Annotated in this window: 27 protein-coding genes and 1 pseudogene; 15 read left to right on the top strand and 13 right to left on the bottom strand. The window is 71.4% G+C overall.

Translation table 11 applies throughout. From position 1 onward, the window contains the following. Positions 1 to 95 precede the first annotated feature (95 nt). Both SAM23877_RS34105 and SAM23877_RS34110 read left to right on the top strand, forming a co-directional pair. Positions 96 to 275: a hypothetical protein gene (locus SAM23877_RS34105; protein ID WP_053141582.1), complete on the top strand. Its 180-nt coding sequence runs from the start codon at positions 96 to 98 to the stop codon at positions 273 to 275. 29 nt (positions 276 to 304) lie between these two features. Then, positions 305 to 607 carry a hypothetical protein gene (locus SAM23877_RS34110; protein ID WP_053141584.1) on the top strand — a complete coding sequence of 101 codons (303 nt, stop codon included), beginning with the start codon at positions 305 to 307 and terminating at the stop codon, positions 605 to 607. A 109-nt stretch (positions 608 to 716) separates the two neighbouring features. Here the strand turns inward: SAM23877_RS34110 and SAM23877_RS34115 are convergent, their stop codons facing one another. After that, positions 717 to 1,589 carry a class I SAM-dependent methyltransferase gene (locus SAM23877_RS34115; RefSeq protein WP_053141586.1) on the bottom strand — a complete coding sequence of 291 codons (873 nt, stop codon included), beginning with the start codon at positions 1,587 to 1,589 and terminating at the stop codon, positions 717 to 719. A 121-nt stretch (positions 1,590 to 1,710) separates the two neighbouring features. Beyond that, on the bottom strand, positions 1,711 to 2,304 hold the full coding sequence (locus SAM23877_RS34120) for an XRE family transcriptional regulator (protein ID WP_053143147.1): 594 nt from the start codon (positions 2,302 to 2,304) through the stop codon (positions 1,711 to 1,713). Between the two features lie 151 nt (positions 2,305 to 2,455). On the opposite strand from SAM23877_RS34120, the gene SAM23877_RS34125 reads away from it, so the two are divergent. Continuing rightward, positions 2,456 to 3,523, top strand: a complete 1,068-nt coding sequence (locus tag SAM23877_RS34125; RefSeq protein ID WP_053141588.1) for a hypothetical protein — start codon at positions 2,456 to 2,458, stop codon at positions 3,521 to 3,523. Between the two features lie 46 nt (positions 3,524 to 3,569). Here SAM23877_RS34125 and SAM23877_RS34130 read toward each other — a convergent pair whose 3' ends face one another. The 4 genes from SAM23877_RS34130 to SAM23877_RS34145 all read right to left on the bottom strand — a co-directional run bounded on the left by SAM23877_RS34130 (position 3,570) and on the right by SAM23877_RS34145 (position 5,732). Then, positions 3,570 to 3,896, bottom strand: a complete 327-nt coding sequence (locus SAM23877_RS34130; protein WP_053141590.1) for a DUF1048 domain-containing protein — start codon at positions 3,894 to 3,896, stop codon at positions 3,570 to 3,572. A gap of 1 nt (position 3,897) precedes the next feature. Next, positions 3,898 to 4,254, bottom strand: coding sequence for a DUF1048 domain-containing protein (locus SAM23877_RS34135; RefSeq protein ID WP_053141592.1), 357 nt, complete (start codon positions 4,252 to 4,254; stop codon positions 3,898 to 3,900). Next, positions 4,251 to 4,577: a PadR family transcriptional regulator gene (locus tag SAM23877_RS34140; RefSeq protein ID WP_053141594.1), complete on the bottom strand. Its 327-nt coding sequence runs from the start codon at positions 4,575 to 4,577 to the stop codon at positions 4,251 to 4,253. Before SAM23877_RS34140 ends, SAM23877_RS34135 begins: the two co-directional genes overlap by 4 nt. 150 nt (positions 4,578 to 4,727) lie before the next feature. Beyond that, on the bottom strand, positions 4,728 to 5,732 hold the full coding sequence (locus tag SAM23877_RS34145) for an amino acid ABC transporter permease (protein WP_053141596.1): 1,005 nt from the start codon (positions 5,730 to 5,732) through the stop codon (positions 4,728 to 4,730). Between the two features lie 594 nt (positions 5,733 to 6,326). Between SAM23877_RS34145 and SAM23877_RS34150 the strand changes: the two genes are divergently transcribed. The 12 genes and pseudogenes from SAM23877_RS34150 to ssuE all read left to right on the top strand — a co-directional run bounded on the left by SAM23877_RS34150 (position 6,327) and on the right by ssuE (position 17,613). Further along, positions 6,327 to 7,454: an LLM class flavin-dependent oxidoreductase gene (locus SAM23877_RS34150; RefSeq protein ID WP_053141598.1), complete on the top strand. Its 1,128-nt coding sequence runs from the start codon at positions 6,327 to 6,329 to the stop codon at positions 7,452 to 7,454. Next, on the top strand, positions 7,451 to 7,987 hold the full coding sequence (locus SAM23877_RS34155; RefSeq protein WP_053141600.1) for a GNAT family N-acetyltransferase: 537 nt from the start codon (positions 7,451 to 7,453) through the stop codon (positions 7,985 to 7,987). Before SAM23877_RS34150 ends, SAM23877_RS34155 begins: the two co-directional genes overlap by 4 nt. Continuing rightward, positions 7,984 to 8,937, top strand: a complete 954-nt coding sequence (locus tag SAM23877_RS34160) for an ABC transporter substrate-binding protein (protein WP_053141602.1) — start codon at positions 7,984 to 7,986, stop codon at positions 8,935 to 8,937. The genes SAM23877_RS34155 and SAM23877_RS34160 overlap by 4 nt, the downstream gene beginning before the upstream one ends. 21 nt (positions 8,938 to 8,958) lie before the next feature. Further along, positions 8,959 to 9,990 carry an amino acid ABC transporter permease gene (locus SAM23877_RS34165; protein WP_053141604.1) on the top strand — a complete coding sequence of 344 codons (1,032 nt, stop codon included), beginning with the start codon at positions 8,959 to 8,961 and terminating at the stop codon, positions 9,988 to 9,990. Further along, positions 9,987 to 10,751, top strand: a complete 765-nt coding sequence (locus SAM23877_RS34170; protein ID WP_053141606.1) for an amino acid ABC transporter ATP-binding protein — start codon at positions 9,987 to 9,989, stop codon at positions 10,749 to 10,751. The genes SAM23877_RS34165 and SAM23877_RS34170 overlap by 4 nt, the downstream gene beginning before the upstream one ends. 34 nt (positions 10,752 to 10,785) lie before the next feature. Continuing rightward, on the top strand, positions 10,786 to 11,778 hold the full coding sequence (locus tag SAM23877_RS34175; protein WP_053141608.1) for an ABC transporter substrate-binding protein: 993 nt from the start codon (positions 10,786 to 10,788) through the stop codon (positions 11,776 to 11,778). A 27-nt stretch (positions 11,779 to 11,805) separates the two neighbouring features. Then, the gene (locus tag SAM23877_RS34180) at positions 11,806 to 13,008 is read left to right on the top strand and encodes an LLM class flavin-dependent oxidoreductase (protein WP_053141613.1); all 1,203 of its coding nucleotides are present in this window, start codon (positions 11,806 to 11,808) and stop codon (positions 13,006 to 13,008) included. A gap of 20 nt (positions 13,009 to 13,028) precedes the next feature. Beyond that, a complete protein-coding gene (locus tag SAM23877_RS34185; RefSeq protein ID WP_053141615.1) occupies positions 13,029 to 14,402 on the top strand; it encodes an NtaA/DmoA family FMN-dependent monooxygenase in 1,374 nt (457 codons plus the stop codon). Beyond that, a complete protein-coding gene (locus SAM23877_RS34190) occupies positions 14,399 to 15,499 on the top strand; it encodes an LLM class flavin-dependent oxidoreductase (RefSeq protein ID WP_053141617.1) in 1,101 nt (366 codons plus the stop codon). The genes SAM23877_RS34185 and SAM23877_RS34190 overlap by 4 nt, the downstream gene beginning before the upstream one ends. Then, positions 15,492 to 16,697, top strand: coding sequence for an LLM class flavin-dependent oxidoreductase (locus SAM23877_RS34195; protein WP_053141619.1), 1,206 nt, complete (start codon positions 15,492 to 15,494; stop codon positions 16,695 to 16,697). The genes SAM23877_RS34190 and SAM23877_RS34195 overlap by 8 nt, the downstream gene beginning before the upstream one ends. Before the next feature lie 141 nt (positions 16,698 to 16,838). Then, positions 16,839 to 17,043 (top strand): annotated as a pseudogene (locus tag SAM23877_RS34200) (acyl-CoA dehydrogenase family protein); the annotation flags it as partial. Between the two features lie 12 nt (positions 17,044 to 17,055). Beyond that, positions 17,056 to 17,613, top strand: a complete 558-nt coding sequence (gene ssuE / locus SAM23877_RS34205) for an NADPH-dependent FMN reductase (protein ID WP_053141623.1) — start codon at positions 17,056 to 17,058, stop codon at positions 17,611 to 17,613. 403 nt (positions 17,614 to 18,016) lie between these two features. On the opposite strand, the gene SAM23877_RS34210 is transcribed toward ssuE, so the two are convergent. The 7 genes from SAM23877_RS34210 to SAM23877_RS34235 all read right to left on the bottom strand — a co-directional run bounded on the left by SAM23877_RS34210 (position 18,017) and on the right by SAM23877_RS34235 (position 23,840). Beyond that, complete coding sequence (locus tag SAM23877_RS34210; RefSeq protein WP_053141625.1) at positions 18,017 to 18,952, bottom strand: ABC transporter permease; 936 nt, start codon at positions 18,950 to 18,952, stop codon at positions 18,017 to 18,019. Beyond that, positions 18,939 to 19,742: an ABC transporter ATP-binding protein gene (locus SAM23877_RS34215; RefSeq protein WP_053141627.1), complete on the bottom strand. Its 804-nt coding sequence runs from the start codon at positions 19,740 to 19,742 to the stop codon at positions 18,939 to 18,941. Before SAM23877_RS34215 ends, SAM23877_RS34210 begins: the two co-directional genes overlap by 14 nt. 52 nt (positions 19,743 to 19,794) lie before the next feature. Continuing rightward, a complete protein-coding gene (locus tag SAM23877_RS34220; RefSeq protein WP_053141629.1) occupies positions 19,795 to 20,901 on the bottom strand; it encodes an aliphatic sulfonate ABC transporter substrate-binding protein in 1,107 nt (368 codons plus the stop codon). 193 nt (positions 20,902 to 21,094) lie between these two features. Further along, entirely contained in the window at positions 21,095 to 21,196 is a 102-nt protein-coding gene (locus tag SAM23877_RS41970; protein ID WP_335341086.1) for a putative leader peptide, read from the bottom strand. A 140-nt stretch (positions 21,197 to 21,336) separates the two neighbouring features. Beyond that, positions 21,337 to 21,795, bottom strand: a complete 459-nt coding sequence (locus tag SAM23877_RS34225; protein WP_053141631.1) for an RrF2 family transcriptional regulator — start codon at positions 21,793 to 21,795, stop codon at positions 21,337 to 21,339. A gap of 232 nt (positions 21,796 to 22,027) precedes the next feature. Further along, complete coding sequence (locus SAM23877_RS34230) at positions 22,028 to 23,257, bottom strand: acyl-CoA dehydrogenase family protein (protein ID WP_053141633.1); 1,230 nt, start codon at positions 23,255 to 23,257, stop codon at positions 22,028 to 22,030. A gap of 13 nt (positions 23,258 to 23,270) precedes the next feature. After that, on the bottom strand, positions 23,271 to 23,840 hold the full coding sequence (locus tag SAM23877_RS34235; protein ID WP_053141634.1) for a winged helix-turn-helix domain-containing protein: 570 nt from the start codon (positions 23,838 to 23,840) through the stop codon (positions 23,271 to 23,273). Between the last annotated feature and the right edge of the window lie 399 nt (positions 23,841 to 24,239).

The raw sequence follows: 24,239 nt of genomic DNA on the forward strand, positions 1-24,239 counted from the left end.
CGGCAGTCAGCGGAAACCGCCCCGGCATTCGGCAGGCCCCGCCGGGTACGCGCGTACGGGTAACCAGTAGCGTTCACGAACGAGCGGAAGAGATCATGACGGAGAAGCCCGAGGACAAGACCCCCATCCGATCCTGTATCGCCTGCGGCACGCCCGCCGGGGACGGTGAGCTGTGCGAGCACTGCGGCAGGGTCCTGGAACTCCCGGCGGAGAACGGGCTGACGGAGGACCGGGCCGCGGCGGTGCGCCGGGACTTCGAGGGCCGCGGCAGGTAGCGAGCCGCGAGCGGGGGTACACGCCCGGCATGGCAACGAGGAACGATCACCGGGCAGCGTCGCCCCGCACGCGTCAGATCCGCCAGCTCCGCCATATCAGGGCCTTCTACGGGGCGGGGTTCGCCCTGTGGGCGGCATCGGCCGCGTGGACGGGCCTGGAGTCCCCCGGGAGCCGGCAGATGTGGGTGGCCCTGCTCCTCCTGGGGGTCTTCACCGGTCTGCTGCTCACGGCCTCGACCTGGGTCCGGCGCCTGGAGAGCGACGGCCCGCGACGGCCCGCGCGCCATGCCGCCGCGCGTGTGACGGCGACCTCGCCCCACGGGACCCCCTGACGCGGGCGGCGCGAAAGCGGGCGCGGGAACGTCGTCACGGTCGCCGGCATCCCTCGCGCACCGGGTCACTGACGCACGCGCGCCTGCGGGACGGCTTCGGGGCGGTCCCTCAGGCGCGGCGGGCGGCCCAGACGGTGCGCTCGGTGCGCACCGCCAGGTCGTCGCGGCGCAGGATGCTGTGGGGGCTGTCGGTGTCGAGGAGCTGGTCGAGCGCGGTCAGGTCCTCGGGGTGCAGCCCGGTGGCTGCGGCCTGGCGGATGCGTCGGAGACCCGCGAGGGCGTAGCGGCCGACGGTCTCGCTGCGGGAACCGTCGATGTCGACCGCGAGGGTGCGCCGACCCTCGATGGTGAAGCCGGCGGCGGTCAGCAGCGGGCCCCAGTCGGCGCCGCGGTGGGGCATGTGCTCGGCCTGGTGACGGTCGGTCAGGGCGTGGCAGCGCTCCTCCAGGCCAGGTCGGCCCTCCGGGGCGTTCTCGGGCAGGAAGCGCGGGAAGCCGGCCAGTTCCACCACGGCGAACACGCCGCCGGGCGCGAGCGCGTCACGGACGGTTCGCAGCGCCCGGTCGGGGCGGGACAGGTGGTGCAGGGAGGCCGACGCCCACACCAGGTCCGGTGAGCCGAGGTCGGGCCAACCGGGGCTGTCGAGGTCGGCCTGCACGGTGCGCACGCGTTCCGCCAGGCCGTGGGCGCCCGCCTTGGCCCGTAGGTGCTGGAGAAGCGCGGCGGAGGCGTCGACGGCGGTGACGTGTGCCCCGGGGAAGCGGTCGAGGAGGGCGAAGGTGCCCGTGCCCGTGCCACAGCCCAGATCGACGATCCGACGCGGACGGGTCTCCAGCGGCAGCCATGCGGTGATGGAGCTGAGGTGCTCGGCGAGAACCTCGGCGTCCAGGTCGAGGATCTCCGCCAGGTCGTCCGCGTCGTGCTCCTGGTGGCGCCCCTGCTGTGCGCTGTGGGGGAGGGGGTGCGGGTGTGTTCGGTCCATGCCTTTCACCCTAGAAGGCTCATGCGCATGCAGCATGATGTCTCCCGGTTTGCGCAAGAAGAGGGGCGCGGGCGCTGCCGGGCGCGCAAGAGGGCGCCCGCCGTGGCGCGGGTCCGTACGGTTACCGGCCGGCCCTCCGAGGGCTGCTGTCACCGTCCTCGCTCTGATGGCCGCGGCGCGCGTCGCGATCGAAGATGCCCAGGATCTCGCAGGGTCCGCCTTCCGCGCCGATCGCGTGCGGCATCATCGTGGGGAACTCGGCGGCCTGGTTGGCTTCGACGCGATAGCGGCGGTGGCCGAGCATGAGGAGCGCGGTGCCGGACAGGACGACGAGCCATTCGCGCCCCGGGTGCGCCCGCATGCGGGCGGGATTCTCGGGAGGCGGTTCGGTCATGCGCCGGCGCACCACACTCATGCCGGGGTCTGCCTTCACGAGCCAGCGCATCGAACCGTGGGTGCTGTCGATCACCGGACTGGTGATCACGTCGTCGGCCGCGGTCTCCACGAGCTGGTCCAGCGTGGTGTCCAGGGCACGGGCGATCGTGACGAGCTGATCCAGCGCGAGGCGGCGTTGGCCGTTCTCGATGCGGCTCAGCGAGGACTGGCTGAGCCGCGCGCGTGTGGCGAGTTCCTCGAGTGACCAGCCCTGCGCCACTCGAAGGGCCCGGATCCGCTTGCGGACGAGGCCGTCCAGATCGTCATCCCCTTGCGTCATGAGCAGCACTGTATGCGGCTCCCGCATGACGTTGTCGCACGCACCACTCCCACCAGCCGGTCCGACTCACCGTCAGTGCCCTGTGTCATCATGCGGACGCGTCCCAGGAGTGGGCCGCGAGCTGTTAGCCAGGGTGTCAGGGGGTTTGTGCATGGGCGCGGGTACCGAGCCGGACGGCTCGTCCAGGTCCGACGAGGAGTGGGAGCGGTTCCTCCGCGAGTCGGTGGAAGGTGCCGCGGACTCGCCCAAGGAGCCGTCGGCGAGGGCCCGGGAGGTGGCGAAGCGACTGCGTGCGGAGCCCGGTCGCGACGTGGAGCGCTGGCGCAGCTACACACCCGCGCGACCCAAGCGGCGTACGGGCTGGTACGTGGTCGGGGTGCTGGCCTCGCTGGTGCTGCTCGTCGTGGCGCTCGCGCCGGGACGGACGGCGGACCTGTTGGCCGGCGGCGAGGAGGCCGGCTCCCCGACCCCGGCGGCCGAGCCCACCCGCCCCACCGGGGACGAGCCGTTCCGCGGCTCTCCGGCGGCGAGTTGGGCGAGCGGGGCGGAGGGCATCAGCATGCCGAAGGCCAGGGCCGTCGGCTGGATGAGCGAGACCGAGGTCGAGCGGGCACTCGCCCGCAGCCGGGACTTCGTCGTCCGGACCAACCTTGACCGTGCGGTGCTGCGGGGCGAGCGCCCCGAGAAGGCGATCGCACTGATCAACCCGCATCAGAAGGACGTTCAGGACCTTCTCGGGACCGCGTTCCGGAGCCCGAGCGAGGACGACGACCCCCTCCTGCTGTTCAGCCGCTTCCAGCCCTCCCGCACCCGCCTGGTCGGTGAGATCGTGAAGACCCGGGGCGAGCTCACCTACCGTGAGGGCGAGCGCGGCGCGCTCCAGGTGACCGCCGACGTCACCTTCGTCTATCCGGTCACCCGTGCCGACGGAGGCGGCGACGGCGAGATCGTGCGCACGATCGTGCGACGGGAACTGGTCCTCAACTGGGACGATCCTCGCAAGGTGATCACCGAGCCGGGCACGTTCTCGATCGTCTCGTACAAGTACGACATGACCAACGGCGGCTGCGGTACCCCCACGGGCTATTTCACCCCTCCCTTCGGCACGGACCGCCCGGCGGGCGAGACCGGCCCGGAGGTCGATCCGTACGACCGCAGCATCCCGGTCGGGCGGGGCGCGTCGTCCGGGGACGAGTGCGCGAGGGCGACGCGGTCCTGACGGTCCTCACTCACCGTTTCCGCCACACGGAGACGTGTGGCCCACGTCACTCCTCGGCTGCGCCGGGTGCCCTGGTGAGGGACTCCTGGTAGACGTCCGCGTAGGTGCGTGAGTCCTTGATGAGGTCGTCGCAGAACGCGGCGACGTCCGTGCCGATGAGTTCCACGACCCCCTTGCCGGCGGCGGCGCCCTCCTCGAAGAAGTCGACGATCCCGGGCAGCAGAGGCCCGTCGGGCAGGTCGACCGGTCCCACCTTGAACAGGTACTTCTGCATCTCCTTGTAGACGATCCGGTAGTCCGGCGGCAGTGCCTTGACCCGGGCCACGTGCGCACGCCACTGCTTCTTGCCCTCGATGATGTCCTGGATGCCCATGTCAGCCTCCCAGCCGGCCCAGTTTCCTTGCGGCATTCCTGTTCAACTGCTCGCGCCAACGGTCGCGATAGGACTGAGCCCCTTCTCCGTCGGCCAGCGCCGCGCAGAAGCCCTGGACGTCGTCGCCGAGCACCTCGTGGACGCTCTGCCCGTCCGCCGCCGTCTCTTCGAGCAGTCCCAGGGCCGAGTCGAGGATCGGCATCAGGTTGCGGCCGGTGAGACTCCCGTGGGGGAGCAGGTGGGCCTTGATCTGTTCCCACGCCGCCCGGTAGTCGTCCGGCAGGGCCGCGGCCCGGACTTCGAACGCCGTCCATTCCCTGGTGAGATCGCTGCCTGTGACGGTCTCCCAGAAGTTCATCTCCCGCCCTCCCTGAGCCTGTCGATGCGCGATGAGACGTACTGCCATCTCGTCCAGAACCTCGCGCGTTCCTCACGTCCGGCGTCGTTGAGCGCGTAGAACTTGCGCGGCGGACCGACCCCGGACGGGCGTTTCGTCACCTGGACGAGCCCGTTCCTCTCCAGCCGCAGCAGGATGGTGTAGACCGTCCCCTCGACGACGTCGCCGAAGCCGAGCTCGTTGAGCCGGCGGGTGATGGCGTACCCGTAGGTCTCCTCGCTGCCGATGATCTCGAGCACGCAGCCTTCGAGCGTGCCCTTGAGCATCTCCGTCAGGTCGTCCATCGTGGACCCTCCTCGGCACCCTCGGTACTGCGTAGTACCGAGTACCGCTACACGGTACCACTGAGTAGCTGAGGAGTGCGTCGTAGGCGTAGGGGAGAGTGGAGTTGGTGGAGGAGGCCTACCCGGCCGGGTACCTCGGAGGGGATGCGCTCACCGGTCGCCGTCGATCGCGGGGCGGGCGTCGGCGGCCGTCACCGTACCCAAGCGGGTCCGCGCGGCGGACAGCCGGCGCCGCAGCCGTTGCGGCGGAGTCGCCGGCAGCGCGCGCGAGTCGCCCCGTGCGTAGTACCGCTCGACGTAGTACTGGCCGGCGCTGAGCACGCTCGTGACCGCGATGTACCAGAGCGTCGCGACCATGAGCAGCGGGATCACCTGGTACGTCTGGTTGTAGATCAGCTGCACGGAGTACAGCAGGTCGTGCACGGCCAGCACGCTGACGATGCTGGTGCCCTTGAGGGTGCCGATCAGCATGTTCCCGGCGGTGGGCACGATGGAGCGCATCGCCTGGGGGATGACGACGCGGCGCAGGGTGCGCCGCCTGCTCAGCCCGAGCGCCTGGGCGGCCTCGGTCTGGCCGGGGTCGACGGAGAGGATGCCGCCCCGCACCACCTCGGCGGCGTAGGCGGTCTCGTGGAGGGTCAGGCCGATGACCGCGGTGAGGGTCGGACCGAGCAGGTTGACCGTCTTGACGGAGACGAACTCCGGTCCGAACGGGATGCCGAGGCCGAGCGTCGGGTAGAGGGCGCCGATGTTGAACCAGAACAGCAGCTGGACCAGCAGGGGAGTGGAGCGGAAGATCCACACGTAGCCCCAACTCAGCGTGCGCAGTACCGGGTTGCCCGACAGCCGCATCACCGCCAGCACGGTGCCCAGCAAGAAGCCGAGCACCATGACCGCTCCGGTCAGCCACAGGGTCAGCAGCAGCCCGTCGAGCACGGCGGGGGTCGTGAAATACCGCCTCACGAGGGCCCATTGGAACGCCTGGTTGCGGACGACGGAGTTGAGCACCATGGCGCACACCAGCAGCGCGGCGGCGGCGGTCGCCCACCGGCCCAGGTGCCGGCGCGGCACGATCCGCGGCAGGCCGGAGTCTGTTTCCACGTCCCGCGGGGGTGGCGAGGTGGGGGCGGAGGTGACATCGGACGGTGTGACCATGAGGAGGCTCTCCGGGGGAGGGAATCACGGGCTGGGTGACCACCCGGTGGCGCGTGCGGTGCAGGGCAGCGGCACCACCGCTGCGCGCGGCTGAGGCGCGCGGGCGGGAATGCGCGTCGTCACGAGCGCCGCGTCCCTCAACGCGGCCGGAGAGGCTGCCGCACAGGGCGGAGCCGTCCGTCGCCCATCGTAAGTGCGCACGCGCCGCAGGTGTCAACTGCGCCTCGCCGGGCCGGATCCGGCGGTCCGGCATACGGGCGTTGCTTGACGAGAGGCCCGTGGTACTGCTCAATTAATCGCATGAATGCCCAGCAGCGCTTGGTCTCGCGCGACCACATCGACTTCGGTCGGGTGTGGTCCGCGGCGTGTTGCGTCTGACTCGGCAGCGGGCCGTCTGACCGGCCCTTCCCTCCCTCGGTGACCCCGTCGCGGGCCGAGTTCGCTCTTCGCGCGCGCTGCCGCATCTCCGCTTCCCCCGACGCACGGCGTCGTCACACCGGCACCTTCCTCCCTTCTGACGCTTAGTCATCTCTGCCCCCACGCATGGCGACTCCGTCATGCCTGCGTGCGGTCGCTCCTGAAAGGGCCACTGTCATGCCCGTGGAATTCCTCGGCATCGCCGCCACCCACGACGGCTCCGAGACCACCCCGCGCTCCGGCGCCGCCTTCGACAAGGAGTACACACTCCGGCTCGCCCGGGCTCATGAGGACCACGGCTGGGACCGGGTGCTCTTCGCCTACGGCTCCGGCTCCCCCGACCCCGCCCCGGCCGCCGCGTACCTCGCGAGCCGCCTGGAGCGCCTGCAGATCCTCCTCGCCCACCGGCCCAACGTGTCGTACCCGACGTTCGCCGCGAAGACCTTCGCCACCCTCGACCAGATCAGCGACGGCCGCCTGACCGTCCACTTCATCACCGGTGGCGACGACCACGAGCAGGGCCGCGAGGGCGACACCCTCACCAAGGACCAGCGCTACGCCCGCACCCGCGAGTACATCCGGATCGTCAAGAAGATCTGGACCACGCACGAGCCCTTCGACCACGAGGGCGAGCACTACCGCTTCCACGACTTCGTCAGCGACGTCTTTCCCGTCCAGCAGCCGCGCCCGAACGTGTCGTTCGGCGGTTCGTCGCCCGCCGCCCTCGCCGCCGGCGGTGCGGAGGCCGACGTCTTCTGCCTGTGGGGCGAGCCGCTGGAGCGGACCGCCGAGCAGATCGAGGCCGTGCGGGCCGCCGCGAAGGCCGCGGGCCGCACCGACGTGCCCCGCATCCAGGTGGCGTTCCGGCCGATCATCGCTCCGACCGAGGAACTGGCCTGGGAGAAGGCCCACCGCACGGTCGGCGCCATCCGGGAGCGGGGCGCGACCGGGCCGGGGCGGCGCCACCGCACCGGCGCCCCGCAGAACACCGGCTCGCAGCGGCTGATCGCCATCGCCGAGGCGGGCGAGCGCTACGACCGCGCCCTGTGGACCCCGACGGCCGCGGCGACCGGCGGCGCGGGCAACTCCAACGCCCTGGTCGGCACCCCGGAGACGGTCGCACAGGCCCTCCTCGACTACTACGACCTCGGCGTCGACATCCTCTCCGCCCGGGGCTACGACCTGCTGGACGACGCCATCGACTTCGGCCGGTACGTCATCCCCCTCGTGCGCGAGGAGGTCGCCAAGCGCGACGCCGGACGCGCGGCCGGCGTTCCGCGGTCCCTGGCGGCGGTGGGCGAATGACGTCCGTAGCCGAGACGCCGTCGCGGGCGGCGGCCCTGACCGTCGTCCACGTCCCGGTCTCCGACCCGCGCGTGGGGCCCCTGCTGACCGAACTCGGCCACGAGTACTCCACGCGCTACGGCAGGGACGCGCACGCCGAGATCGCCCGCTACCCGGACGAGGAGTTCACCCCGCCGCACGGCGGCCTGCTCCTGCTGCTGCTGGAGCGCGGAGAGCCCGTCGCGGGCGGCGCCTTTCGCCGCTACGACGCGGCCACGGCCGAGCTGAAGCGGATCTGGACGCACTCCGCGCACCGCCGGCGCGGGCTGGCGCGCCGCGTGATCGCCGAACTGGAACACGAGGCCGGCGCACGCGGCTACCGCCGGATCCACCTGACCACCGGGCCACGCCAGCCGGAAGCCCGCGGCCTGTACCTGTCCACCGGCTACACGCCGCTGTTCGACACCGAGGCCGACCCGGAAACCATCGGGCCGCTGCCCTTCGAGAAGCACCTGCCCGTCACCACGTCCCCCGGAAAGGCCACGGACCAGTGAAACTCCCCGCTTTCGGAGGCCGCCTGCGCGGCACCGCCGTCCTCGCGCTGCTTCCGCTCCTCACGCTGACCGCGTGCGGCTCCGGCGACACCGGCGGCACCGCGGCCGTGGGCGCCCAGGCCTCCCCGGCACCCACCACCGACCCGGTCGCCTCCGTCCGCACGGTGGACTCCGTCGCCGCCCTGCTGCCGGCCGACGTCCGCCGCTCGGGCACGCTGCGGGTCGGCAGTTCGATCGGCTTCCCGCCGGGCGCGTACTACCCGAACGGGTCGGACAAGGCGCCCGCGGGCCAGGACATCGACCTCGCCGACGCCGTCGCCAAGGTCCTCGGTGTGCGACTGCGCCGCCAGGACGCCTCCTTCGAGACGATCCTGCCCGCCCTCGGCAGCGGCAAGTACGACGTCGGCACCGGCAACTTCGGCGTGACCACCGAGCGCCTGAAGACCATCGACTTCGTCACCTACGTCAACGACGGCCAGGGCTTCGCGGTGAAGAAGGGCAACACCGCGATCGAGAAGGTCACCGACCTCACCCAGCTGTGTGGACTGACCGTCGGCACCGGCGCCGGCACCACCTTCGAGACCACCCTCACCGCGCAGAAGGACGAGTGCGCAAAGGCCGGGAAGAAGCCCTACGACGTGAAGGTCTACTCGGAGAACGCGGCGACCCTCACCGCACTCCAGCAGGGCCGCATCGACGTGATCATGTCGACCATCAACGGCTTGCGCTACCAGGCCTCCCAGCCCGCCTCGCAGACCACGTTCCTCGGCGAGTACCACCGCCTCGACGTCGGCTTCGCCTTCAAGAAGGGCTCCCCGCTCACCAAGGCCTTCCGGGCCGCCGTCGACGAACTGATCAAGGACGGCACGTACGCCCGGATCCTCCGGAAGTGGGGCACATCCGCCTCCGCGATCGAGACGTCGCGCATCAACCCGCCCGAGCACGCGTAAGAGCTGAGCAGGAACCCCACCATGGCATCCACCACCGACGCCGCACCCTCCGGGGCGGCCCCCGCGGGCACCCGCCCCCAAGCTCCGCCCGCCCCGGACGATCCGGCCTCCCTCACGGTCGTCCCCGCCCGCCACTACGCCCGCTGGGTCGCGGCTGCCGCCGTGGTCGTGCTGGTCGCCCAGTTCGTGCACGGCCTCGCCACCAACCCCGTATGGGAATGGGGCGTCTTCCGCGACTACGTCCTGTCCGAGACCATCGTGCAGGCGGTGTGGGTGACCCTCCAGCTCACCGCCTACGCCACCGTTCTCGGCTTCCTCCTGGGCACCGTGCTCGCCTTCATGCGGCTGTCCCGCAGTCCCGTGCTGCAGACCGTCGCCTGGACGTACATCTGGATCTTCCGCTCGATCCCGATGATCGTGCAGCTGGTGTTCTGGTTCAACCTGAGCGCCCTGTACCAGGAGCTGGGCATCGGCGTCCCCTTCGGTCCGGTGTTCTGGTCGGTCGACAGCAACAGCCTCATCGGCACCATCGGCGCCGCGATCATCGGTCTGACACTGCATCAGGCCGCGTACGCCGCCGAGATCGTCCGCGGCGGCGTCATCTCCGTCGACCACGGGCAGCTGGAGGCCGCCGCCGCGCTGGGCATCCCGCGACTCCGGCAGATCCGGCGCATCGTGCTGCCCCAGGCCATGCGCGCCATCCTGCCCACGGCCGGCAACGAGATCATCGGCCTGCTCAAGGGCACCTCGGTGGTCTACGTGATGTCCATCGGCGAGCTGTTCTACCAGGTGCAGGTCATCTACGGCCGCAACGGCCGGGTGATCCCGCTGCTGCTCGTCGCCACCGCCTGGTACGTGGTGCTGACCTCCCTGCTGTCGGTCGCCCAGTACTACGTGGAACGCCGCTACGCCAGGGGAGCCGACCGCACCCCGCCACCGACCCCCATCCAGCGCGCCCGGCGCTTCGCGCGAGGCCTGCGCGCGGCGGCCGCCCGGCGCGACCGCCCCGTCGTGCCGCTGAAGACACTCGGACCCGTAGGAGAGAGCCGATGAGCGAGGTCATGGTGGACGTCCACGGCGTCCACAAGAGCTTCGGCCCGCTGGAGGTGCTGCGCGGCGTCGACCTGCGGGTCCGCGCCGGCGAGGTCACCGTGGTCCTCGGCCCGTCCGGCTCCGGCAAGTCCACGCTGCTGCGCACCATCAACCACCTGGAGAAGGTCGACCGCGGCCTGATCAGCATCGACGGCGAACTCATCGGCTACCGCCGCTCGGGAAACCGGCTGCACGAACTGAAGGAGAGGGAAGTCCTGAAGCAGCGCACCCACATCGGGTTCGTCTTCCAGAACTTCAACCTCTTCCCCCACCTCACCGTGCTGGACAACCTCGTCGAGGCACCGGTCTCCGCCCTGCGCCGCCCGCGCAAGGAGGCGGAGGAGACGGGCCGCCGGCTCCTGGAGCGGGTCGGCCTCGCCGACAAGGCCGGCGCCTACCCGCGCCAGCTCTCCGGAGGCCAGCAGCAGCGCGTGGCCATCGCCCGTGCGCTCGCCCTCGAACCGAAGGTGCTGCTCTTCGACGAGCCCACCTCGGCACTCGACCCCGAACTGGTCGGCGAGGTCCTCGACGTCATCAAGGACCTGGCCCGCACCGGCACCACCATGATCGTCGTCACCCACGAGATCGGCTTCGCCCGCGAGGTCGCCGACACCGTGGTCTTCATGGACGACGGCCTCGTCGTGGAACAGGGCCCGCCCTCGGCCGTCCTCGACACCCCGCGGCACGAGCGCACCCGCGCCTTCCTCTCCAAGGTCCTCTGACCCCCCGCCCCTCCCGCACGCAAGGAGCACTGCCATGGCCACCACCCCCACCGTCCGCCGCACCACCGCGGCAGCCGCCGGACTCGCCACCGCCCTCGTCCTCGCCGGCTGCGCCAATCCCACCGACGGCGGCACGACCGAGGTCGCGGCCACACCTGGCGGCAAGACCACGACCCGGATCAACATCAGCCCGGACCAGAACCGCGTCACGACCGCCAAGGTCGACTCGATCGCCGCCGAGGTCCCGGAGCGGATCCGCAAGAGAGGCACGCTCGAGCTCGTCGCCTCCTCCGGCTCCGCCGCCCCGCTCACCTTCCACGCCACCGACAACAAGACCGTCATCGGCGTGGAACCGGACCTCGCCCACCTCGTCGCCGACGTGCTCGGACTGAAGCCCCGCCTCCACACCGTCTCCTGGGAGAACATCTTCGTCGGTCTCGACAGCGGCAAGTACGACGCGGGCCTGAGCAACATCACCGTCACCGAGGAGCGCAAGGAGAAGTACGACTTCGCCACCTACCGCGAGGACAACCTGGGCTTCGAGGCGAAGAAGGGCAGCGGCCTGGAGGTCGCCGGACCCGAGGACCTGGCGGGCAGGACGGTCGCGGTCAGCAGCGGCACCAACCAGGAGAAGCTCCTCGTCGAATGGAGCAAGGAGAACGAGAAGGCCGGCCGCGAACCGGTGGACATCAAGTACTACCAGAACGACAGCGACACCTACCTCGCCCTCCAGTCCGGCCGCATCGACCTCTACCTGGGCCCCAACCCGACCGCCGCCTACCACGCGGCCACCACCGGGAAGACCGAGGTCGTCGGTACCTACTCCGGGGCCGGCGCCACCCTCCAGGGCCTCATCGCCGCCACCACGAAGAAGGACAGCGGCCTGGTCGAGCCGCTCGCCGCCGCGCTCAACCACGTCATCGACAACGGCACGTACGCGAAGGTGCTCCAGCGCTGGGGCCTGTCCGACGAGACCGTCACCGAGTCCCGGATCAACCCGCCGGGCCTGCCCAGGACCAACCAGTAGGCACGCCCCTCGCAGGAAGGCCCCTTCATGTCATCGGCAACACCGTCACCCCTGCACCTCGCCGTCGCCCTGGACGGCACCGGCTGGCACCCCGCCTCCTGGCGCGAGCCGGACGCCCGGCCCCGGGACCTGTTCACCGCCGCCTACTGGGCGGGCCTCGTCACCGAGGCCGAGCGCGGACTGCTCGACTTCGTCACCTTCGAGGACGGCCTCGGCCCCCAGTCCTCCCACGCCTTCGACCCGGACGAGCGCACCGACCAGGTCCGCGGCCGCCTCGACGCCGTCCTCATCGCCTCCCGCGTCGCCCCGCTGACCCGCCACATCGGCCTCGTGCCGACGGTCGTCGCCACCCACACCGAGCCCTTCCACATCTCCAAGGCGATCGCCACCCTCGACCACGTCAGCAACGGCCGCGCGGGCCTCAGGGTGCAGATCACCGCACGCCCGAACGAGGCCGCCCACTTCGGCCGCCGCACCGTCCGGCGTATCGAGGCCTACGACAGCCCCGACGCCCTGGCCACGGTGACCGACCTGTTCGACGAGGCCGCCGACCACGTCGAGGTCGTGCGCCGCCTCTGGGACAGCTGGGAGGACGACGCCGAGATCCGGGACGCCGCCACCGGCCGCTTCATCGACCGGGACAAGCTGCACCCCATCGATTTCGAAGGCAGGCGATTCAGCGTCCGGGGACCCTCCATCACGCCCCGCCCGCCACAGGGCCAGCCGATCGTCAGCGCCCTCGCCCACGACACCGTCCCGTACCGGCTCGTGGCCCGGGCCGCCGACGTCGGCTACGTCACGCCCCACGACGCCGACGAGGCCAGCGCCGTCGTCGGCCGGATCCGCGCCGAGCAGGACACCGCCGGCCGGGCGTCCGAGCCCCTGCACGTCTTCGGCGACCTCGTCGTCTTCCTCGACGACGACCCGGCCACCGCCCGGGCACGCCGGGAACGGCTCGACGCGCTCGCCGGACAGCCGTACACCGGCGACGCGCCCCACTTCACCGGCACGCCCTCCCAACTCGCCGACCTGCTCCAGGAGTGGCGCGACGCGGGGCTGTCCGGGTTCCGGCTGCGACCGGCCGTCGCGGCCCACGACCTGCCGGCGATCACCCGCGGTCTGGTCCCCGAGCTGCAGCGCCGGGGTGCCTTCCGCCGCGCCTACGAGGCCGGCACCCTGCGCGGCCTGCTGGGCCTGGCCCGCCCCGCCAACCGCTACGCCGCCGCCTGAGCCGGAAGGACCCCGGACCCATGACCGAGCCCCTGAAGCAGATCCACCTGGCCGCCCACTTCCCCGGCGTCAACAACACCACCGTCTGGAGCGACCCGCGGGCAGGCAGCCACATAGAGTTCAGCTCCTTCACGCACTTCGCCCGAACCGCCGAACGCGCCAAGTTCGACTTCCTCTTCCTCGCCGAAGGCCTCCGGCTGCGCGAACAGCACGGAGAGATCTACGACCTGGACGTCGTCGGACGCCCGGACACCTTCACCGTCCTCGCCGCGCTCGCCGCCGTCACCGAACACCTGGGCCTGACCGGCACCATCAACTCCACCTTCAACGAGCCCTACGAGGTGGCCCGCCAGTTCGCGAGCCTCGACCACCTCTCCGGCGGCCGCGCGGCCTGGAACGTCGTCACCTCCTGGGACGCCTTCACCGGCGAGAACTTCCGCCGCGGCGGATTCCTGCCCCAGGAGGAGCGCTACTCCCGCGCCGAGGAGTTCCTGGCCACGGCCAACGAACTCTTCGACTCCTGGCACGGCGACGAGATCCTCGCCGACCAGGAGACCGGCCGGTTCCTGTCGGACGCCAAGGCCGGGGCCTTTGTACACACCGGCCGGCACTTCGACATCCACGGCCGGTTCAACGTCCCGCGGTCCCCGCAGGGCCGCCCCGTCGTCTTCCAGGCCGGCGACTCCGACGAGGGCCGTGAGTTCGCCGCGGCCGAAGCGGACGCCATCTTCAGCCGCCACGGCACCCTCGAAGCGGGCCGGGCCTTCTACACCGACGTCAAGAGCCGCCTGGCCAAGTACGGCCGAGGCCGCGACCAGCTCCTCGTCCTGCCCGCGGCGACCTTCGCCCTCGCCGACACCGACGCCGAGGCCGAGGAACTCGCCCGCGAGGTGCGCCGGCAGCAGGTCAGCGGTGCCACGGCCCTCAGACACCTGGAGTTCGTCTGGAACCGGGACCTGTCCGCGTACGACCCGGACGGACCGCTTCCCGACGTCGACCCGGACATCGGCCAGGACCACGTCTCCCAGGGCCGCGCCCAGGTCCGGATGTACCGGGACCCGCTGGCCACCGCCCGTGAGTGGCGCGACCTGGCCGCGGCCAACAAGTGGTCCATCCGCGACCTGGTCATCCACACCGGCAACCGGCAGAACTTCGTCGGCTCCCCGGCCACCATCGCCCGGACCATCGACGCCTTCGTCCAGGCCGACGCGAGCGACGGCTTCATCCTCGTCCCGCACCTCACCCCGACCGGCCTCGACGAGTTCGCCGACAAGGTCGTCCCGCTGCTTCAGGAACGGGGCGTGTACCGCACGGAGTACGAGGGCACGACCCTGCGCGACCACCTCGGCCTGACCCACCCGGACCACGTCCGCGCCGAGCGGGTCGCGTCGTGAAGTTCCTCGCCATCACCCTCATCGCGCACCGCCCCGACCCCGTCACCGGAGTGCGCAAGCCCACCCACGACCGCTTCCGGGAGGTCCTCGACAACGCCCTGCTCGCCGAGGAGCTGGGCTTCGACGGCTTCGGTGTCGGGGAGCGGCACGAGCGGCCGTTCCTCTCCTCCTCCCCGACCGTCGTGCTCAGCCACGTCGCGGCGCTCACCCGGCGCATCCGGCTCTTCACCGCCGTGACCACTCTGAGCCTGCTCGACCCGGTGCGCGCCTACGAGGACTACGCCACCCTGGACCACCTCTCCGATGGCCGGCTGGACCTGATCATCGGCAAGGGGAACGGCACCGCCCAGCGCGAGCTCTTCCACGTCACGGGGGAGGACCAGTGGGACCGCAACGCCGAGAGCTACGAGGTCTTCCGGCGGCTCTGGCGCCAGGACAAGGTGACCGCGGCCACCCGCTTCCGCCCGCCGCTGACGGACGCCGAGGTCTGGCCGCGCCCGTACCAGCGGCCCGTGCGGGTCTGGCACGGCAGCGCGACCAGCAAGGAGTCGGTCGACCTCGCCGCCCGCTACGGCGACCCGCTGTTCTCGGCGAACGTCACCCATCCCATCGAGCCGTACGCCGAGCTGATCCGCCACTACCGTGAACGCTGGGAGCACTACGGTCACGACCCGGCCCGCATCGCGGTCGGCGCCGGCACGGCGGGCATCCACGTGGCGCCCACCTCCCAGCAGGCGCTCGCCGCCTACCGGCCGGTGTTCGAGGCCAATCTCGCCTTCGCCCGGCAGACCGGACTGCCCGTGGTCTTCGAGACCCTGGAGGACTTCGCCGAGCGCAGCTCCGCCCTCATCGGCAGCCCCGAACAGGTCATCGACAAGGTGCACCGCTACCACGAGCGGTTCGGGCACACCGCGCTCCACGTCCCCGCGGACGCGGGCGGCCTCACCGACGCGCAGCACCGCCACTCGCTGGAACTGTTCCAGTCGGCGGTGGCCCCCGTGCTGCGCCAGGACATTCCGGACCCGCCGTTCGCGTGGGCCCCGGTACTGCCGGCAACACCGACCGCTCGTACAGAAGAAGGGCTGGCCCATGCCTGACATCCCCCTCGGCATCCTCGACCTGGTCCCCATCTCCTCCGGATCCACGGCGGCGGACGCCCTGCACCACTCCATCGACCTCGCCCGGCACGCCGAGCGACTGGGCTACGCGCGCTACTGGGTCGCCGAACACCACCTCAACCCGGGCGTGGCGGGCACGTCCCCAGCCGTCGTCCTGGCCCTGACCGCCGCGGCCACCACCACGATCCGGCTCGGCTCGGGCGCTGTCCAGCTCGGGCACCGCACCGCCCTGTCCACCGTCGAGGAGTTCGGCCTGATCGACGCCCTGCACCCCGGCCGCCTCGACCTGGGCCTGGGACGCTCCGGCGGGCGCCCGCCGGGGGAGAGCGCGACCGTCCCCGGGGCCACCCCGGCCACCGCCGGCCGGGCCCCGAACGGCCTGCTCATCCCGCCCCGCTTCTCCTTCGCGCACCTGCTCGGCTCGCCGCGCGTCGCCCTGCAGCGCAAGCTGCTCCTGCTGCCGAACGCCGAGGCCCAGGACTACGCCGAGCAGATCGACGACATCCTCGCCCTGCTGGCCGGCACCTACCGCTCCGCGGACGGTGTCGAGGCGCACGCGGTGCCGGGCGAGGGCGCCGACGTCGACGTGTGGATCCTGGGCAGCAGCGGCGGCCAGAGCGCCGAGGTCGCGGGCGCCCGCGGGCTGCGGTTCGCCGCGAACTACCACGTCAGCCCGGCCACGGTCCTGGAGGCGGTGGACGGCTACCGCTCCCGCTTCAAGCCCTCCGCGTTCCTCGACCGGCCCTACGTCAGCGTCTCCGCGGACGTCGTCGTCGCCGAGGACGACGCGACCGCCCGGGAACTGGCCACCGGCTACGGCCTGTGGGTGCGCAGCATCCGCACCGCCGAGGGCGCCATCGAGTACCCGACCCCCCACCAGGCGCGCGCTCACGCGTGGAGCGACGAGGACCACGAGCTCGTGCGGGACCGCGTCGAGACCCGCTTCGTGGGCTCACCGGGCCGGGTCGCCGACCAGCTGGAGCAACTCCAGGGTGCCACCGGAGCCGACGAGTTGCTGATCACGACGATCACACACGGACACGCGGACCGGGTCCGCTCCTACGAGCTGCTCGCGGAGGAGTGGCGTCGCCGGGGCCACGCCCCCGGGGCGCCGGGCCGGGAATCCGCCGCGCCGGGACCGGCACGCTCCGCGGCGGCGGAGGCCCACGCCCGGTGACCGCCGTGGGTCCGGCCACCAAGGCGCACGCCCGGTGACGGCCGCGGGCTCCGCCCGCGGTCTCCCGCGCTCAGCGGCTCGAAGCCGCGCGGTGGGCACCGGCGTTGCGCACGAACACGTCCGCCGCTCCAGTGGGTCCCCGACGCCGTGGCCGCCGAGGGCCAGGAGCTGCACGGCGATCCCGACGCGGTCACCGAACCGCCCCACCGCCTCCGCAGAAGGCCTCGACCGCTTCTGGCGCGACGTCCGCACCCACACGCTCCACGCGCCGGTCGCCCACAAGCGCCGCGAGGTCGGCCGCCCCGTCCTGACCGGCGAACTGCCGCAGCCCACCCGGTACTCCTGAAAGGTCCCCGCCATGGCCACGATCCTGTCCGTCTCCGGCAGCCCCTCCGCCACCTCCCGCACCGCACGCCTCCTGCGCCACCTGGACCAGCGGCTCATCGCTCAGGGGCACGAGGTGATCCCCCTCGACGTCCGCGACCTGCCCGCCGACGCCCTGCTCGGCGCGGGCTTCCGGCACCCGGCGATCGTCCAGGCGGCGGCGCTGGTCGAGCGGGCGGACGGGGTCGTGGTGGGCACCCCCGTCTACAAGGCCGCCTACTCCGGGCTGCTGAAGTCGCTGCTCGACCTGCTCCCGCAGTACGCACTGGTCGGCAAGACGGTCCTCCCGCTGGCCACCGGAGGCTCCACCGCCCACGTGCTGGCCATCGACTACGCGTTGCGCCCCGTGCTCAGCTGCATGGGCGCCACGCACATCGTCCCCGGCTGGTTCACTCTCGACAAGGACATCACGGCGGGCGACGACGGCACCCTGTCCGTCGCGCCCGGCTCGGCGGAGGCCCTGGAACAGGTCACGGACCGGTTCTCCGCCGCCCTGGGCGGCCGCACGACCGTACTGGCGGCCACGGGATGAGCGCCGCCCACGTGATCGCCGGCGACGCCGAGGCGGAGCGGCTCCCGGCGTCCGGGCTGCTGGACTGGCGATCCGGGTCCGAGCAGCCGAGGCCCTGCTCCGGCTTCGACCCGCAGACCGTGGCCTCGGTCCGGGCCGGGCCGGCGCGCAGCGAGTCCAGGGGCAGCGGCGCATGCTCGCCCCGCACGGTGGCGGCAGCCACAGGGCTCCGGCAGCGCCCCTCCGGCCGACCGGGCGGCCCCTCCCGCGCAGGTGGCGTTCGCCGGCGCGGGACGTCCGTGAACGCGCCGTCGCCGAGACCGAAGGGGACCCGTGAGCCCTGACGGAACCGCTTCGCCGTCCTGGCCGTCGCGGACAAGCCGAGGCACGGGCAACGGGCAGTAGAGGTGCCTCCGCTGTTCGTTCAGCGTGTGACCAGCAGCCCGCGCCCCCGCAGCACCCGGCGCTCCAGCGGGCTGAAGATGAGCAGGTCGATGGCGATGCCGACGAGAAGGATCAGGAAGATGGCCAGGAACACCTGCGAGATGCTGGCGTTGTTCCGTCCGTTCTCCAGCAACTGCCCGAGTCCGACGCCGAGATCGGGCGAGGAGGCGATGATCTCGGCGGCCATCAGCGAGCGCCAGGAGAACGCCCAGCCCTGCTTCAGCCCCGCGAGATAGCCGGGGAGTGCGCCGGGCATCACGATGTGCCAGGCGCCCCGCAGGCCGGTCGCGCCCAGGGTCCGTCCGGCGCGCAGGAACAGAGGGGGGATCTGGTCGATGCCCGCGACGAGTCCGTTGGCGATGGAGGGAACGGCGCCGAGCAGGATCACGGCGTACATCATCGAGTTGTTCAGACCCAGCCAGAGCACGGCGGGCGGCACCCAGGCCACCGATGGCAGCGACTGCAGACCGGACAGGATGGGGCCGACGGCCGCCCTGACGAATTTCACGCGGGCGACCAGCAGGCCCAGCGGAGTGCCGATGGCGAGGGCCATCAGGAAGCCGAGCAGGCCGCGCGAGACGGACGTCCAGATGTAGTCGAGCAGCGTGCCCTGCCGCCAGGCGTCGGCCACCTCGTCCCACACCGCGGACGGCGAGGGCAGCTTGTAGTCGGGGGCGATCTCGGCCCAGACCAGCAGTTGCCAGATCACCAGGACCAGTGCGATGGCGCTGATGGGCGGCAGTACCTTGTGGACCAAGGTCGCGCGCAGCGGTGGACGGTCGACCTGTACGGAGTCCAGCGCGTCGAGGCCGGCCTCCAGCCCCGCCAGATCCTGCGCGTCTGGTACGTCCTGGGATTCCCCGGCGGCCGATGAGCCGTCCTTCCGGGCGTCGACGCCGGTGTCAGTGCTGGCCATGGCGGCGGATCTCCTTGCGCAGTTCTTCGGTGATCTCGGCGGACAGTTCGGCGACCGCGCTGTCCTCGATGCGGCGCGGCTGCGGAATGCCGACGGTCCATTCCCGGGCGATCCGCCCCGGCCGTGAGGACAGCAGCACCACCCGCTGCGCCAGCTTCACCGCCTCGCGCACGTTGTGTGTGACGAACAGCACCGACAGTCCCGTCTCGTGCCAGATACGGGTCAGTTCGTCGTGCAGCACGTCACGGGTGATGGCGTCCAGCGCCGCGAACGGTTCGTCCATCAGCAGCACGCGGCTGTCCTGGGCCAGCGCCCGGGCCAGTGCCACGCGCTGGCGCATACCGCCGGACAGTTCGTGCACCCGCTTGCCGTGCGCGCCCTGCAGCCGTACGAGTTCCAGCAGCCGTTCCGCCTCGGCGCGGCGCTCCGGCTTGGCGACGCCGCGCAGCTTCAGCGCGAGTTCGATGTTCTTGCCCGCGGTGAGCCAGGGGAACAGGGCGTGTTCCTGGAACATCAGGGCAGGCCGGCCGTCCGTGCCGATGGAGCCGGCGGACGGCAGGTCAAGTCCCGCGACCAGGTTGAGCAGGGTGGACTTGCCGCAGCCGGAGGCGCCCAGGAGGGTGACGAACTCGCCCGGGGCGACATCGAGCGTGATGTCGTCCAGCACGAGTTGCTGCCCGCCGGACGTGCCCGGAGCGGGGAAGGACTTCGAGACGTGCTCGATACGGGCGGCGTGCGTGACCGCCGCGGTGCCCTCGTCGGCCTTGGCGAGGGTCGTGGTCGTGGCCATGGTCGTCACCTCCTGGGTACTCAGCGGGGCGTTGTCGTCGTCTGCGGTTCGGCTACTCGGCGCCGAGACCGGCGTCGTCGACCTCGTCCCTGCCCTCGGCCTTGAGGACCTTGTTGAGCGGTGCGAGGTCGTAGATGCCCGTCAGATCGGGCTTCTCCAGCAGACCGGCCTTCACCGCGTGCTCCGCCTCGGTGTTGAGGGTGGAGGCCAGCGGGTCGTCGAGGAAGGTGATGGACTTCCACGCGGGGTCGATGACCTCGGCGGGCAGGGCCTTGCCCGACTCCGTCTTCAGTGCCGCGTTGGCGGAGGCCTTCGACTTCTCCGGGTTGGCGTTGATCCACTCGTTGGTCTTCACCGAGCCGCGCAGCACCGCCTCGACGACGTCCGGGTGGTCCTTGAGGAATTCCTGCCGCACGATGATGTTCGTGATCACGAACTTCTTGTCCGGCCACAGGTCGGCCTCGTCGAGGAGGACCTTCGCGCCCTCGGCGACCAGCTTGGAAGCGGTCGGCTCCGGAACCCAGGCGCCGTCGATGGAACCGGACTTGTAGGCGTCCGGGGTGATCTTGTTGTCCGTGCGGACGACGGAGACGTCGCCCTTGCCGCTCTCCGCGTCGACCTTCCAGCCCTTCTCGGCGATCCAGTTGAGGAACGCGACGTCCTGGGTGTTGCCGAGCTGAGGCGTGGCGATCTTCTTGCCCTTGACGTCGTCCAGGGACTTGATCTTGTCGGGATCGACCACGAGCTTCACGCCACCGGAGGCGGAACCGCTGATGATGCGCAGGTTCTTGCCGTCCGACTTGGTGTAGCCGTTGATGGCGGGAGAAGGGCCGATCCAGCCGATGTCGATGGAGCCGGCGTTGAGCGCCTCGATCTCGGAGGGGCCGGCGTTGAAGGTCGAGGCCTTGATCCTGGTGCCGCCGAGCTCCTTCTGGAGAAGGCCCTCCTGGACGCCCACCAGAGCGGTGGCGTGCGTGAGGTTGGGGAAGTAGCCGATCTTCACCTCGTCGGCGGAGAGCTTCTTGGCATCCGCCGCCACCTCGGTGCGCTTGTCGTCGTCGGCGGCGTCGGAGCCGTAGCCGCAGGCGGTGAGCAGGAGGGGGAGCGCTGCCGCGACGGCGATGGTGCGCACTGCGGTGAGCGGTCTTGCAGCAGACACGGAGGTGTCCTCTCGGGGAATGGGTTGATCAGGCAGAAGCCGAAGCGGGAGGCGCAAGCACATGGGCGTGCTCTTGCGCTCCGCTCGCCGGCCCTCGACGGCTGGAACGCCGCGGCGGGGCCGGGAGCGGAGGTGTACGGGGAGGGCCACAGGCGCGTGACGCCGGAGACCGGCGAATGGTCCGCCGACGGCCTCAGGCGGGCCGACAGATGGCGCTGGACGTGCGGCCGAGGTCGATGTGGCGGCGGGAGGTCAGCAGGGGGAGCGGCAGGTCTGCGCAAGTGCGCGCGCTCATGGCCACCCTCCGATCCCTATCTTTCCTACCTGGCTGATAGGGATCGTGGCAGAAGGAGGCGTCCACCCCAAGGGGGTGTTCATATGATGGACGTGACTATCTCGCTCTTTGGGACGTGCACCGTTCGGCGGTCACGTGCGTCAGGGATTCACCCAGGCGTTGGGGGCGTCGGTCAGTGCGGTGACGTTGGCCGGCAGTTGGGCCGATGCGACGTCGGCGAGCGACACGCCCTCGAGGATCTCGCGCACATTGGACCGCAACGCGATCCACAGCGGGAGCAGGGATTCGGCGGGTCCGGTGTAGGACAGCTCGGGCGGGCGGACCCCGCGCACCGAGACGAGGGGGCCCTCCACCGTGCGGATGACGTCGGCGATGCTGATCGACTCGGCGGGCTTGGCCAGCCGGTAGCCGCCGTTGCCGCCGCGTTGGCTGAGTACGAGACCGCCCCGGCGCATGTCGTTCAGGATGCCTTCGAGGAACTTGTGCGGAATGTCCTGGGCGTCGGCGATGGCCTCCGCCTTCAGCGGCCCGTCGTCCCGTGAAGCGGCGAGCTGCAGTGCAGCACGTACCGCGTAGTCCGCTCTGGCTGAGATCCGCATGTGTGCATTATCCCGTACGCATCGGTCGGCGACCGCCGCGGGGCGGGCCGCGGCGGGGGTGCGGGGGAGGCGTCGTCGCCCCGGTCGGCCGGTCCCGCCGTGGCCCCCGCTGCCGGCCCCGGGGTCGGCTGATCACCCCCGTGGCCGGGGACCCTGGCAGCGGGACCGGCCGGCTCGGGCATGAGCGGGACGGCGCGATCCGGTCTCCCCGGCCCGCATGTCCGCCTCCGGATCAGGCGGGCAGGACGAACGGAGGGTGAGCGCCGCTGAGGAAGTAGTGTCCGACATCGCGGAGCCGATGCGAGACGGGCTCGTACAGGGTGTGTGCGCGGGTATTGCGCCAGAACCGGTCGAAGCCCAGCCGCGTGGAGGTGGAGCGGGCGCCGATGACGTCGAGGGCGCGGATCGTGGACTCCTGCGCTGCCCGGGCCGCGGCGCTTTCGGCCATGGCCACGAGGGCGGAGATGTCCGCGCACTCGTCGTAGGTGAGGTTCTCGTCGCGCTCCAGCCCGTCGCGCACCGCTTCCAGCGCCTGAGCGGTGAGCGCCGACGCGGAGCGGGTGAGGACGGTGAGTTCTCCGTAGGCGGTCTGTACCTGCGGGTCGTGCGGGGTACCGACCGGCCAGGAGGGGTGCCCGGCCGCGTGGCCGGTCCTGCTGTACTCACGGGCTTCGGCGAGCACTCCCTCAGCCATGCCGAGAAGGAGCTGGGCGGAGAACAGACGCCCGACCGGAGAGGCCAGGGCGGCCCGAGGCGACAGCAGGTCCTCGTCCGCGGACAGGGTGCCGAGCACGTCCTCGGCCCCCACCGGCACGTCGTCGAACTCCACGCTGCCGCCGGCCGCGAGCCGCTGGCCGAAGGGGTCGGCGTCGCCGTCGATCACCACACCGCGACGGCCGGGATCCACTACGACGGCGAGTGGCTCACCCGTGTCCTCCCGCACGCCGCGCACGGCGAGACGGTCGGCGACCTGGACCCCGGAGGTGTAGCTCTGCCGGCCGTTGAGCACCAGGCCCTTGGAGGTCCTGGCCAGTACCAGGGGCGGCTCCTGACGCGCGAAACCGCCGCCCCAGCACCACTCCTCGGCCGCGGACCGCTCCTCGATCCGCGCGGCGAGAGCGGGCCCCGCGAAGAACCGGACGCTCCATGAAAGGAAGTAGTGAGAGCCCAGCAGCTGACCGATCGCGCCGTCGGCCGCGGCGATCTCCCGGACGACGGCGTACGCCGTCAGCCGGTCCGGTCCGGCTTCCTGGGACCCGGTCGGCATCAGGAACGTCAGTAACCCCGCCTCGCGCAGCCGGGACACCTCGTCGAACGGGGCCTTGCCCGCCTGCTCCCTGGCCACCGCGTCCGTGGCCAGGTCGTCCGCCACCTCACGGGCCACGCGCAGCCAGTGAGCCCGGCCGGGTCCGCTGCGGTCGGACGGCGGGGTGGAGAGGGGTGGCGCGGACGCAAGGCCCATGGAAGTCGACTCCTCAAGGTCGGCCGCACAGCGCGGCGTCGGGGCTCTCCTGCTGGTCGGGCACGTACTTGTAGCCCATGCGCCGAACGGTGACGATCCGGTGCCGGTGAGCCTCGCCGAGCTTGCGGCGCAGGCGGGCGATGTGGACGTCGACCGTGCGGCCGTCACCGACGTGGTCGTAGCCCCAGACGGCGCCCACCAGCCCATCGCGTGAATGCACGTGGTGGGGGTGCTGGACGAGATGCGCCAGCAACTCGAACTCCAGGTAGGTGAGGTCGAGTTCGCGTCCGTCCACCTCGGCGACGTGCCGCGCCGTGTCGATGCGGACGGCGTCGTCTCCCACCCACCGGTCAGGGGGCGAGACCTCGACGCTGACCGGCCGGATCTCGGGCCGTGGCCCGTCCTTGACGAAGAGCTCGGCGGGATCGGTGCCCTCCGGGACGAGTACGAGGTAGCCGACGAGCGGCGGGGGAGTAGGTCCCTGGGTGCCTCGCCGCGCGGTGTCGCCCACCAGGTGAAGACGGGGGGCGGGGGAGGGGGACGGGTCGTGCGGGGTGGTCCGGGCCGGAAGTGCCGTGGTCATGGCGGTTGTCCCTCGGAAGTGTGTGCGGCCGTCAGGCGTTGTGGGTGACCTCGCCCGATCGCCTGGGAAGGCGTGAGCGGAGCGACATGGGTGAATGCGTGAGTCGCGTGCTTTACGCGTGACAGCAGGCGGCACTGACGACGTGACCAAAGTCGACATGCCGACGACGAACGAGTCGTTGCTGCTTACGGGACATGTTCATCATCCTGCGCACCCCCGGTGAACGCCGTCAAGGTTTCCCTAGTAAGTCCATGGGAAAAGTAGGGAAGGTCTCACACTCTGAGAGGCCGGCGGGCTCTTGACGGGGCCCGGCCGCGGCCTGACACTCCTTTACGGGATTCCTAGTGGAACGGTAGACAAGCATGGTCGGTGCTGTGCTGGACCTCGACAGCGACGCTG

The organism is Streptomyces ambofaciens ATCC 23877 (assembly GCF_001267885.1).
Lineage (GTDB): Bacteria > Actinomycetota > Actinomycetes > Streptomycetales > Streptomycetaceae > Streptomyces > Streptomyces ambofaciens.